At 75.3% G+C, this 11796-nt stretch carries 11 protein-coding genes; 6 read left to right on the top strand and 5 right to left on the bottom strand.

The annotated features are described in order from the left end of the window. Positions 1–159 precede the first annotated feature (159 nt). The 5 genes from ACZ5NJ_RS09920 (at position 160) to ACZ5NJ_RS09900 (ending at position 5532) form a co-directional block, all read left to right on the top strand. Positions 160–1272: a cation diffusion facilitator family transporter gene (locus ACZ5NJ_RS09920; RefSeq protein ID WP_468764207.1), complete on the top strand. Its 1113-nt coding sequence runs from the start codon at positions 160–162 to the stop codon at positions 1270–1272. 29 nt (positions 1273–1301) lie between these two features. Next, positions 1302–1808 carry an NUDIX hydrolase gene (locus ACZ5NJ_RS09915; RefSeq protein WP_468764206.1) on the top strand — a complete coding sequence of 169 codons (507 nt, stop codon included), beginning with the start codon at positions 1302–1304 and terminating at the stop codon, positions 1806–1808. Between the two features lie 48 nt (positions 1809–1856). After that, entirely contained in the window at positions 1857–3113 is a 1257-nt protein-coding gene (locus ACZ5NJ_RS09910; RefSeq protein WP_468764319.1) for a Tm-1-like ATP-binding domain-containing protein, read from the top strand. A 209-nt stretch (positions 3114–3322) separates the two neighbouring features. Further along, a complete protein-coding gene (locus ACZ5NJ_RS09905) occupies positions 3323–4939 on the top strand; it encodes a serine/threonine-protein kinase (RefSeq protein WP_468764205.1) in 1617 nt (538 codons plus the stop codon). After that, positions 4936–5532 carry a hypothetical protein gene (locus tag ACZ5NJ_RS09900; protein WP_468764204.1) on the top strand — a complete coding sequence of 199 codons (597 nt, stop codon included), beginning with the start codon at positions 4936–4938 and terminating at the stop codon, positions 5530–5532. Before ACZ5NJ_RS09905 ends, ACZ5NJ_RS09900 begins: the two co-directional genes overlap by 4 nt. A 173-nt stretch (positions 5533–5705) precedes the next feature. Here ACZ5NJ_RS09900 and ACZ5NJ_RS09895 read toward each other — a convergent pair whose 3' ends face one another. Next, on the bottom strand, positions 5706–6992 hold the full coding sequence (locus ACZ5NJ_RS09895; RefSeq protein WP_468764203.1) for an ATP-binding protein: 1287 nt from the start codon (positions 6990–6992) through the stop codon (positions 5706–5708). Between the two features lie 257 nt (positions 6993–7249). On the opposite strand from ACZ5NJ_RS09895, the gene ACZ5NJ_RS09890 reads away from it, so the two are divergent. Continuing rightward, complete coding sequence (locus ACZ5NJ_RS09890; protein WP_468764202.1) at positions 7250–8032, top strand: trypsin-like serine peptidase; 783 nt, start codon at positions 7250–7252, stop codon at positions 8030–8032. Here ACZ5NJ_RS09890 and ACZ5NJ_RS09885 read toward each other — a convergent pair. The 4 genes from ACZ5NJ_RS09885 to ACZ5NJ_RS09870 all read right to left on the bottom strand — a co-directional run bounded on the left by ACZ5NJ_RS09885 (position 8029) and on the right by ACZ5NJ_RS09870 (position 11708). Beyond that, the gene (locus ACZ5NJ_RS09885; RefSeq protein ID WP_468764201.1) at positions 8029–8544 is read right to left on the bottom strand and encodes an NUDIX hydrolase; all 516 of its coding nucleotides are present in this window, start codon (positions 8542–8544) and stop codon (positions 8029–8031) included. The genes ACZ5NJ_RS09890 and ACZ5NJ_RS09885 overlap by 4 nt on opposite strands. 9 nt (positions 8545–8553) lie before the next feature. After that, a complete protein-coding gene (gene lnt, locus ACZ5NJ_RS09880) occupies positions 8554–10197 on the bottom strand; it encodes an apolipoprotein N-acyltransferase (protein ID WP_468764200.1) in 1644 nt (547 codons plus the stop codon). 90 nt (positions 10198–10287) lie between these two features. Then, complete coding sequence (locus ACZ5NJ_RS09875; protein WP_237292631.1) at positions 10288–10803, bottom strand: hypothetical protein; 516 nt, start codon at positions 10801–10803, stop codon at positions 10288–10290. A 104-nt stretch (positions 10804–10907) separates the two neighbouring features. Continuing rightward, positions 10908–11708, bottom strand: a complete 801-nt coding sequence (locus tag ACZ5NJ_RS09870; protein WP_468764199.1) for a glutamate racemase — start codon at positions 11706–11708, stop codon at positions 10908–10910. Positions 11709–11796 lie beyond the last annotated feature (88 nt).

Genomic DNA, 11796 nt, shown 5'->3' with positions numbered 1-11796 from the left:
GACCAGATTTTCGCACGATCTGCCGAGCTCGGCATAAGCGCAGGTCAAGCGGGTCTTATGGGTAATGACAACGGTCCCCGTTGCAGCCTTTGCCCTCTGCGCCGGGGTGCGCTTCACTTCACGCGTCGGAACCGAACAGCCGAACAGACGGGGGACGCGATGACCGGCCGCGACAGCCACGATGTCGACCACGGGCCCGGGACCGGGAACGGGGCCGGGCAGGAGCACGGGCACGGTCCCGGGCCGGACCACGACCACGGCCACAACCACGGCCACGGCGGGCACGGCCACGCGCACGGGCCCGGCGGGCACAGCCACGGGGTGGACCCCGACGCCGACCGCCGCTGGCTGGCGATCGCGCTCGCCCTGATCTGCGGCTTCATGGCCGTCGAGGTGGTCATCGGCGTGCTGGCCCACTCGCTGGCCCTGATCTCCGATGCCGCGCACATGCTGACGGACGCCGTGTCGATCGTCCTCGCGCTGGTGGCGATGCGGCTGGCGGCCCGGCCGGCACGCGGCGGGTTCACGTTCGGACTCAAGCGCGCGGAGATACTCTCCGCCCAGGCCAACGGCCTGACCCTGCTGCTGCTGGCCGTCTGGCTGGCGTACGAGGCGGTGCGCCGGCTGATCGATCCGCCGCCGGTGGAGGGCGGACTGGTCCTGGTGACGGCGCTGGCCGGGATCGTGGTGAACGTGGCCGCGGCCTGGTGCATCTCCCGCGCGAACCGGACCTCGCTCGCGGTGGAGGGCGCCTACCAGCACATCCTGAACGACCTGTTCGCCTTCATCGGGACGGCCGTCGCCGGTCTGATCGTGCTCACCACCGGTTTCGTGCAGGCCGACGCGATCGCCTCGCTGGTGGTCGTGGTGCTCATGGTCAAGGCCGGGTACGGGCTGGTGCACGAGTCGGGCCGGATCTTCCTGGAGGCCGCTCCGGCGCACCTGGACCCGGACGCGGTCGGCGACCGGCTCGTGGGGCACCCGCCGGTGACGGAGGTCCACGACCTGCACATCTGGACGATCACCTCGGGTCAGGCGGCCCTGTCGGCGCACGTGCTGGTCGAGCCGGCGGGCGACTGCCACGCCGTGCGGCGCGATCTGGAGGCGCTGCTGGCGAAGGAGTACGGGATCACCCACACCACCCTCCAGGTGGACCACGTCCAGGACGAGCTGCTCTCGGTCGGCCGGGCGGGCGAGGGCCCGGAGGCCGCCGACCCGCACTGCGCGGACGCGCACGGCCCGGTGCACCGCCAGGGACCGCACGAGCACTGATCGCCCTCCGGCGGGGCATGTATGGGACCGTGACGCAGCCGAAGAGGTACAAGCAGAGCGCGGGCCTGCTGCTGTTCCGCCGGAACCGGGGCGGGACCGAGGGGGCCGGCGGTGACGGCGGGGTCGAGGTCCTGCTCGGCCACATGGGCGGGCCCCTGTGGGCGAGCCGGGACGCCGGCGGGTGGGCCATCCCCAAGGGCGAGTACGGGCCGGACGAGACCCCGCGCGACGCGGCCCGCCGGGAGTTCACCGAGGAGTTGGGGGTGCCCCCGCCGGAGGGCGAGTACCTGCCGCTGGGCGAGGTCCGGCTGAGCAGCGGGAAGCGGGTGACCGTCTGGGCGGTGGAGGGCGACCTCGACCCCGCGCTCATGGTGCCCGGGACCTTCACCATGGAGTGGCCGCCGCATTCCGGGACCGAGCAGGAGTTCCCCGAGCTGGACCGAGTGGCCTGGTTCGGCGTCCCGATGGCGCGAAACAAACTGATCGCCGGTCAGATCCCTTTCCTGGAGCGGCTGTTGACCCTCCTGTCGGATTGACCTGACCTTTACTTGCCAATAAACCTCACCTGCATGGACATTGCACATATGACGAACGTCGTGCTGGTGGGAACCCTGGACACCAAGGGTGTCGAGTACGGCTGGCTGCGCGAGAGGCTGCTGCGCGCCGGCGTCGAGGTGGTACTGGTCGACACGGGGATCATGGGAGAACCCCGGGTTCCCGCGGACGTGCCGCGCGAAGAGGTGGCGCGGGCCGCGGGGACCGAACTCTCACGGCTGCGCACGGCCGCCGACCGGGGCGCGGCCGTGACGACGATGGCCCGGGGCGCGGAGGCGACCCTCTTACGGCTGCACGCCGAGGGCCTGCTGCACGGGGTGCTCGCGATCGGCGGCAGCGGGGGCACCTCCATCGCCACCCGGGCGATGCGGGCCCTGCCGCTCGGGGTGCCGAAGGTGATGGTCTCGTCGATGGCCTCGGGGGACGTCTCCCCGTACGTCGGCTCCTCGGACATCACCCTGATGTACAGCGTGGTGGACATCGCCGGGATCAACAGCATCTCGGCGCCGGTCCTGGCCAACGCGGCGGAGGCGATCGCCGGGATGGCCAAGGGCTTCGCCCGCTCCGCGCTGGACCGCAGCCGCCCGGCCCGGCTCGGCTCGGGCACGCGTCCGCTGGTGGCCGCGAGCATGGCGGGGGTGACCACGGCCGGCGTGGACGCCGCCCGCGAGCGGCTGACCGAGCTCGGCTACGAGGTGCTGGTCTTCCACGTCAGCGGCACCGGCGGGCGCACCCTGGAGAAGCTGGCCGGCCAGGGGGTCTTCGCGGGGGTGCTCGACCTGACCCTGAGCGAACTCGCCGACGACCTGTGCGGGGGCATCCTCACGGCCGGCCCCGACCGCCTCAGCGCGGCCGGGCGGGCCGGGATCCCGCAGGTGGTGAGCCTGGGGGCGCTGGACATGGTGAAGTTCGGACCGCTGGAGACCCTCCCGGAGCGGGCCCGCTACCGGCGGGTGCGGGTGCACAACCCGTCGATCACGGTGATCCGCACGACGGAGTCCGAGTGCGCGGAGCTCGGGCGCCGGGTGGCCGCCAAACTGCGTTCGGCGACCGGTCCCACGGCGGTCTGCGTGCCGCTGCGCGGGCTGTCCACCCTGGGCGCGCCGGGAGGGCCGTACCACGACCCGGAGGCGGACGGGGCCCTGTTCTCGGCGCTGCGCGAGGGCCTGCGCGGCAGCTCCGCGCGGCTCTACGACTACGACACGCACATCAACGACCCGGCGTTCGGGCGGGCGGCCGCGGACCGGCTGCACGCCATGATCGGCGCGGTGTCGGCCGCGGCGTGACCCCGCGCTGACCATCTCCGGGCCGCTCGCGTCCGTTTCCAGCCGCTTTCCGCCCGCTCCCGACCGCTTTCGACCCGCCCGCCCGTCCGAGGACCGGACGGCCCGGTGGGTCGGGAACCGGCCGTGGCTCAATGGTGTCCCTGGGTGTGGCCGGTCGGAACCGACCGGTCCGGCTCTGGGAGACGGCGGCGCCACGAAGGGGGGCGGGGATGGCGGGAATGAACGACGGCTGGACGGTACCCGGGTACACCGAGGTGCGGGAGCTCGGCTCGGGCGGCAGCGGCCGGGTCGTGCTCGCGGTCCACGACGGCACCGGCACGGCGGTCGCGGTGAAGTACCTCAGCGACCGGATGCGGGAGGACCCGGCCTTCGTCCGGGAGTTCCGGGCCGAGGCCCGGCTGCTCGGCGGCCTGGTCTCCCCGTACGTGACGGGCTTCTACGAGTACGTCGAGGCGCCGGACGGGGCCGCGATCGTCATGGAGCTCATCGACGGGGTCTCCCTGCGGGCCGTGCTGCGCGAGTCCGGGCGGACGGAGCCCGAGGCGGCCCTGGTGGTCCTCAAGGGCTCCCTGCTCGGGCTGGCCGCCGCCCACCGGGCCGGTGTCGTGCACCGCGACTACAAGCCGGAGAACGTCCTGGTCGCGGCCGACGGCTCCTCCAAGCTGGTGGACTTCGGCATCGCCGCGGGCCGCGGCACCACCCCCGGCGTCGCGGGCACGCCCGCCTACATGGCGCCCGAGCAGTGGCAGGGCCGGCCGGCCTCGCCGACGGCCGACGTGTACGCGGCCACCGCGACCTTCTTCGAGTGCCTGACCGGCCGCAAGCCCTACGACGGCGGCAACTTCGCCGAGCTCGCCGTCCAGCACATCGAGGCGCCCGTACCGGAGACCGAGGCGCCCGAGCCCGTACGGCCGCTGATCCGCCGGGGGCTGGCCAAGCGGCCGGAGCAGCGGCCGGAGAACGCCGAGGCCTTCGTCGCCGAGCTGGAGGCCGTGGCGGTGGCCGCCTACGGCCCGCAGTGGGAGGAGCGCGGACAGCGCAAGCTGGCCGCGCTGGCGGCCCTGCTGCCCCTGCTGTTCCCGTCCGCGGGCGGGGCGGCCGCCGGCACCACGGCGGTGGCCACCACCTCGATCGGCTCCGGCTGGGCCCCGGGGCGCGGCGGCTGGCTGGCGACCGGTCTGGCGCTGGTGCTCGGGGCGGTCCTGGTGTTCACGACGGACGCGGCCGGCACCCCGCCGCCGCCCTCGGCGCTCAGCGACTTCGCCACCACCAGCCCCTCCGCCCCCGGACCCACGCCGACGGCCGGCCCGCCGACAGCGGGGCCCTCCCCCTCCCCGTCGCCTTCGCCCACGGGCAGCCCGACACCGACGGCCTCGGCGTCCGCCCCGTCCCCGACGCCGACCCCGACGTCCTGGCCCACCACCGCCACCACGCCGTCCTGGAGCCCGACGCCGACGGTCAGCCCGTCGCCCACGCCGACGCCCTCGCCCACCCTGCGGGTGACCAAGCTGGGCGTCGCCCTGACCCCGGGCGCCTACCGGGGCAGCGCCTCCATCTCGCTGACGTCCCAGGGCAGCGGTCCGGTCACCGTCGTCGTCGAGTGGTACCTCGGCGGCTCCCAGGGCGCCTACTCGGTGCCGGACGGCACCGACACGCTCGTGGTCCAGGGCGGCGCACCGGCCACGGTGGTCCAGTCCCACACCTTCACCCGCGGCCGCGGGTGCTACGGCGGCGTCCGGGTCACCACGAAGCCCGCCGCCGCCGACGGGGCGGCGTCCGACTCCCGGCGCCTGCTGCGCTGCACGGACCTGGAGCCCCCGCGATGAGCGATCCGCACGCCCCGCAGGACGAGGACTACAGCGCCACCGTCCTCGGGAGCCACTGGTTCAGCGGTCCGCCGCCCCCGGCCGACGCGGCCCCCGACCGGGTCGAGGGCGCCGTGCTGCGCTTCGGGCCGGGGGTGACGGCGGCCCTGCCCGCACCCTTCCCCCTGGCCACCGCGCCCGCCCCCGCACCGCCCCGGCGGCGGGGCTGGCGCCGCTACACCCTCGCCGCCCTGGTGCTGGCCGGGGTGCTCGCGTACCTCGGCTGGCAGCGGTTCGGGCCGGCCGTCGAGGTACGGGAAGTGGCGGTGAGCACCGACCGGCGGGGCCCGGAGTGCGACGCGGCGGCCGACGTGGTGGCCGTCGTACGGACCGACGGCCGGCCGGGAACCCTGACGTACCGCTGGGTCCGCAGCGACGGCACCCGCTCGGAGGACCTCACGGAACGCGTCCCCGGCGGCCGCCGGGAGGCCACCCTCCACCTCGTGTGGACCTTCAAGGGCACGGGCACCTATCCGGCGCGGGCGGAACTCCAGCTCCTGTCCCCCACCCGGCTGACGGCGGCGACGGAGTTCACCTACAGCTGCCCGCGCTAGCGCGGGAGGCGGATCCCGGCGCGGCCGGCGGTGAGGCCGGCCCGGGGCACCCCCGGGGAGCACGGCCGTTGCCACTCGGATGCCGGGTCCGCGCGGAAGGCCCGCGGCCGCTTCGGGGAGCGGCCGCGGGCCGTTTCGCGTACCGCCCCCCGCCGCAACCGGGGGACGGGGTCTCAGAACCGCGCGTGGGCGGTGATGTCGGCCTGGAACTCCCCGGTCATCGCCGGGGTCACCGTGGGCCGGCACTGGGCGACCGCCGCCAGGTAGTCGGCCGTGGTCGCACCGGGCTGGGCCGCCGCGCCGCGCGCGCCGACCGCCTCCAGGTCCCGTTCGAAGGACACCTGCGCCGCGGTCCGCGCGGCGTGCTCGATGTCGGCCGGGGTGAACAGCTCCGTCGCCGCCACCAGGGCGGCCACGTCCACGTCGGCGCGCCCGGCGGTGTAGCGCGACCAGATCGCGGCGCGGGCCCCGGCGTCGGGGGTGCCGATCGGGATCAGGTAGTCGAAGCGGCCGGGCCGCAGGAAGGCCGGATCGAGGGAGCGGACGGAGTTGGTGGCGCAGACCAGCAGCCGCTCGTCGCCCTCCCGGAAGCCGGGTATCAGCTTGAGGAGCTCGTTGGTCACGCCGTGGGCGCCGCCCGGCTGCGCGGGCTCGGTGCGCACGGGGGCGATCTCCTCGACCTCGTCGATGAAGACCAGCACCCGTTCCAGCTCGGCGATCCGGGCGAAGGCGTGGCGCAGGGCGGCGGCCAGGTTCCCGCCGTCGGCGAGGCGGGAGGGCAGCAGTTCCACGAAGGGCCAGCCCAGCCGGGAGGCGATGGCCCGGGCGAAGGTGGTCTTGCCGGTGCCTGGCGGCCCGAAGAGGGTGATCGCCCGCGGCGGACGCACCCCGTGGGCGGCGGCCCGCTCGGGCTCGGCCAGCGGCAGCACCACGCGGCGCTCGATGAGCTCCTTCTCCTTCTCCATGCCGGCGACCTTGGCCCACAGGTCGTTCGGCAGGAACCGGCCGCCGACGTCGTCGAGGAGGCCGGCCGCCGGTCCGTGCAGCGGCTCGGTCTTCTCGAAGTAGGCGACGGCGGGCTGGCGGGTGTACCCGGCGTTGAGGAGGCCCTCGCCCAGCAGGTCCTCCTCCGGCAGCACGTACGCGATCCGCCCCACGCGGGCGGCGATCAGGCGCCGCTCCAGCTCGACGAGGAGGGCGCTGGCGAGGCCGCGTCCGCGCCAGCCGGCGGCGATGGCGATGCGCATCACCCAGGCCCGCTCACCGGTCACGCAGGCGAGGGCCGCGCCGATGGGGACGCCCTGGTGGACGGCGACCACGCACGGCTGCCGGTCGGTCAGCGCGCTGATGCACTCGGCGAGCGAGAAGACCGACTCCTGGCCGAGCTCGGCCGTCGTGTCGATCAGATGGACCACCGCCGCGAGATCGCCCTCGCGGTAGTCGTGGATGAGCCAGTTCACCGGGTACCGCCCCTCGTTCGTGCTCTTGCGGCGAGGCTAGGGGCGGGCGGGCCCGACGCTCACGTACCGCCGTGCACAACATCGGGGCGGGAAACCGTCCGCGGCGTCCATAGACCGGTGGCTTCCGCCGAAGCCCCGGCCCGGGGGCCCCGGCCGGTTCATGGCTTCCGACCGTTCCCCTCCGGGCCCGGCATTCACAGCGGATTCATACGGAATCCCGTGTCGGGGCCACAGTTTTTCCGGGCAGGCTCGGATGCATGATCCAACGCATCCTCCCCCGCAAGGCAGCCGGCCGTCCCCGCGCCCGGCGGGCGTCACGGATCCTGCTCGCGGTGACCGCGATGGGCGCCCTGCTCGGCCTGACCCTGCCCCAGGCCGGGGCCGCGTCCCCGCTCGGGGTGACCGACGGGGCCCCCGCCGACGCGGTGGCCGGGCGGGTCGGGGCCCTGTTCGCGGGCGGGATCGACGGGGGGCACTTCTGCACCGCGTCCGTGGTGCGCAGCCTGGGCCACGACCTGATCGCCACCGCCGCGCACTGCCTGGACCACCCGGACACCACCGTCTTCGCCCCCGGCTACCGGGACGGCGAAGCCCCGTACGGGGTGTGGCGGCTGACCCGGGTGTACGTGGCCCCGGGCTGGAAGGACGGCCGGGACCCGGACGCCGACATCGCCTTCGCGACGGTGGCGCCGGCCGGCGGCGGGGAGACCCGGGCCGTGGAGGACGTGGTCGGGGCCTTCCCGGTGGCCGCCGCGCAGCCCGGCGACGTGACGGTGACGGTCCTCGGCTACCCGAGCGTGGAGGACGCCCCGTTGCGCTGCTCCAACGCGACGAGCCTGTTCTCGCCGACGCAGCGCCGCATCGACTGCCCCGACCTGAGCGGGGGCACCAGCGGCAGCCCGTGGCTGGCGGGCGGCGCGCTGGCCGGGGTCCTCGGCGGCCACGAGGACGGCGGCACGGTCCCGGAGGTGTCGTACAGCGCGGTGATGGCCGACACGGCGATGGCCCTGTACTGCGACGCGGCGGGGGTCGCCCCCTAGCGGCGGTCCGCCGGGGCCTCGGGCTGCGGAAGATCGGGTTCCGGGGCCTCGAACCAGGTCGGGGCCTCGTCGAGGGAGCGCCGGATCCGGTGCAGGGCGAACGGCTCCAGCGGCGGCAGGGCGTCCGGGGCGAACCAGGCCACCTCCAGCAGCTCCCCGTCCGCCGGGCGGGCCTCGCCGCCGGTGGCCCGGCAGCGGAAGGTGATGTCCTGGTACTGGCAGACGTCACCGTTCGCGTACGTGACCGGCTGGAGCATCTGCACCAGGACGACCCGCTCGGGGACGCACCGCACGGCCGTCTCCTCGTACACCTCGCGCACGGCCGTCGCGGCGGGCTGCTCGCCGGGCTCGGCGATCCCCCCGACGACCGACCACCGGCCGGTGTCGGCCCGCCGCCCGAGCAGTACCCGCCCCTCGTCGTCGAAGACGACGGCGGTGACCCCCGGCAGCAGGAGCAGCAGGTGGCCGGCTCCGGCCGCCCGGACCTCGCGGATGAACTCGGGTGTGCTCACGCGCCGGCCCTACCGGTCCGCGCGCCGGGCACGGAGCCGGCGGGCCAGGGTCGCGCCCAGGCCGCCGGCGGCGAGCAGGACCAGGACGTATTCGGGCAGCGGGCCCAGCCGGGTGGCCGGGGTCCGGGTGGAGCGCAGCGGGATCTCGTCGACGAGCGCGTCGGCGGTGAACATCTTCGTCTGCTTGACGACCGTGCCGTCGGGCCGGATGACCGCGCTGACCCCGCTGGTGACGGGGACGAGGACGCTGCGGCTGTGCTCGACCGCGCGGATGCGGTCCATGGCCAGCTGCTGGTAGGTCATCTCGGTCCGGCCGAAGGTGGCGTTGTTGCTGGGCACGGCGATGACCTGGGCCCCGGCCTGGACGGTGGAGCGCACGGCGTCGTCGAAGGCGGCCTCGTAGCAGGTGACCATGCCGACGCCGGTGCCCGCCATGTCGAAGACGCCGGGCTCCTTGCCGGGGCCGAAGTCGCGGCGGACGCGGTCCACGTCGGAGCTGAAGAGCCGGACGAAGGACCGCATCGGGATGCGCTCGCCGAACGGCTGGATCTTGCGCTTGTCGTAGGTGGCCACGGGGCCCTTGGCGGGGTCCCACAGGATCATCGTGTTGCGCAGCGGGCCGGTCTCGGGGGCGAGGACCGAGCCGATGGCGGTGGGCACGCCGACGGCCCGGACCGCGTTGTCGATGACGGCGTGGGCGTCGGGCTGGGTGAAGGGGTCGATGTCGGAGGAGTTCTCCGGCCACAGCACGAAGTCGGGCTTGGGGACGCGCCCGGCCCTGACGTCGTCGGCGAGCTGGATGGTGCGGTTGGCGTGGTTGTCGAGGACCTGACGGCGCTGGGCGTTGAAGTCGAAGCCCGCGCGGGGCACGTTGCCCTGGATGACGGCGGCGACGGCGGTGCCGTCCTCGGCGGCGTCGGAGACCAGCGTACGGGCCGCGAGGGCCGCGCCGACGGGGGCGGCGACGGTGAGGGCGGCGAGGGCCGCGGCGGTGCGGGTGGGCTGCCGGCGGGCGATGCGGGCGGCCCCGTACAGGCCGAAGCCGCAGAGGGCAACGGCGAAGGAGAGCAGCGGGGTGCCGCCGACGGCCGCGAGCGGGACGAAGACCCCGTCGGCCTGCCCGTAGGCGAGGCGGCCCCAGGAGAAGCCGCCGAACGGGGCCCGGGCGCGCAGGGCTTCGACGGCGACCCACACGGCGGCCGACCACACCGGGGCGGCGGGCAGCCGGCTGACGAGGGCGATGCCCAGGCCGGCCAGGCCGATCAGGAGGGACTCCAGGGTGACGAGGGCCAGCCACGGCACGGGGCCGACGCCCTCACTGGTCCAGACGAGCAGCGGCAGCAGGTAGCCGAGCCCGAAGAGGAAGCCGAGCCCGAACCCGGCCCGGGCGCGGCGGCCGCGCAGGCAGCCGGCGAGGAGGGCCAGGGCGAGGGGCGCCAGCCACCACAGGGGGCGGGGCGGGAAGCCGAGGTAGAGCAGCACTCCGGCGAGCGCGGCCAGGGCGGGGCGGGCCAGCCGGGCGGCCCGGCGCTTCCCCGCGCCCGGGGAGCTCTCGGCGGCGGCCCCGGCGGCCGCGCGCGGGGAGTCCGACGCGGCTGGTGCGGCGGGCTGCGAGGGCTCGCTCTCGGCGGCCCGGGTGACACTGCTGCTCATTTGGCGGAGTGTACGTGGCCGTGCCCCAAGGACGGGTAAGGCCGGGCCAGGTCCCCCGGCTCGGCGGGCGAGGGGGCGCGCGGGCGGGTTTCAGCGGGCGAGGGCGCGCAGGTGGGTGCGGATGACGCGGACCGCGTTCTCGGCGTCGTCGACGGTGACCGTGAACAGCTTCCCGTCGCCGAGCCGCAGCTCCACGCCCTCACCGCGCCGGACGATCACCGCGGTGCCCTTTTCGGGCCGCCAGCGGTAGCCCCAGCCGCCCCACTGCTGCGGGGTGACCCGGGGCAGGAACTCGGCGGCGGTGACCTCCGCGAGACGGATCTTGCGGCGCGGCAGCCCGATATGGCCGCAGCGCACCTCCATGGCCTCGGCGTCGACGGTGACGGCCACGTACACGAAGGCGAGGGTGCCGTAGAGGATCAGCAGCCCGGCGGCGAGGCAGCCGATCACGGACATCAGCAGGGGAACGTATCCGGAGGCCCAGGAGTTGTCGACGGCCAGCTCGACGCCCAGCGCGAGGCAGGCCGCACCGGCGGCGGCGAGCAGCCACTGCGCACGGTTGGAGGCCCGGCCCGTCCAGAGGGGCCCCGGGGGATGACCCGTCATGACCAGCAGCGTACCCACGTTCCGCCTGTCCGCCACCGCCCCTGCGCCACTCGGCGCATCCCGCCGGGCAGGAGCCCGGCCGGGGCGTCGCGCGGGGCCGGCGCCTACCGCCCCACCGCGGCGCCCTGGCCGGAGCCGGCCAGCAGGCGGCCCTCCGCGTAGCCGAGGGCGGCCGGGGGGAGGGTGGACGGGCGGCCGCTGTGGAGGACCGTCAGGGTGCCGGTGCCGGGGAGTTCCGGCGCGGGCTCGGCGCCGATGCGGCGCAGGGCCTGCACGGCGACCGCCACGGCGGAGCCGTGGAACCGCAGCTCGGCCCCGCCCGTGCGCACGGCGAGGGCGGCCCGGATGGACTCCTCGACGAGCTCGTAATGCGTGCAGCCGAGGACGACGTCCGTCACGTCGGCCGGTGTCAGCTCGGCCGCGGCGGCGACCGTGCGCGCGACGGCCTCCTCGTCGGCGTACTCGACGGCGTCGGCGAGGCCCGGGCACGGCACCTCGGTGACGGCGACGCCGGCGGCGAAGTCGCGGATCAGCCCGCGCTGGTACGGGCTGCCGGTGGTGGCCGGGGTGGCCCAGATGGCCACCCGCCGGCCGGCCGCCGCGGCGGGCTTGATCGCCGGGACGGTGCCGATCACCGGGATCCCGGGCTCCAGGTCGGCCCGCAGCATGGCCAGGGAATGCACGGAGGCGGTGTTGCAGGCGACGATCAGTGCGTCGGGCCGCAGCGCGGCGGCGGCCCGGGCGACGGCGCGGGCCCGCTCGGTGAGGTCGGCGGGGGTACGGGGGCCCCAGGGCATCCCGTCCGGGTCGGAGGACAGCAGCAGGTCGGCGTCGGGCCGCAGCCGACGCGTCGCGGCGGCCGCAGCGAGGAGGCCGATTCCCGAGTCCATGAGCGCGATCTTCACCGGGTCACCTTAGTCGACGCCCCTGCCCGCCACCTGAACTCCGCCCTGACGAATAGGATCAAAAGCTGACAAACTTGTCCTACATCGC

The sequence above is a fragment of the Streptomyces sp. NPDC032091 genome, from assembly GCF_055580265.1.
Note: the sequence above shows the minus strand (reverse complement) of the source record. Positions and strands in the feature narration are given on the sequence as shown.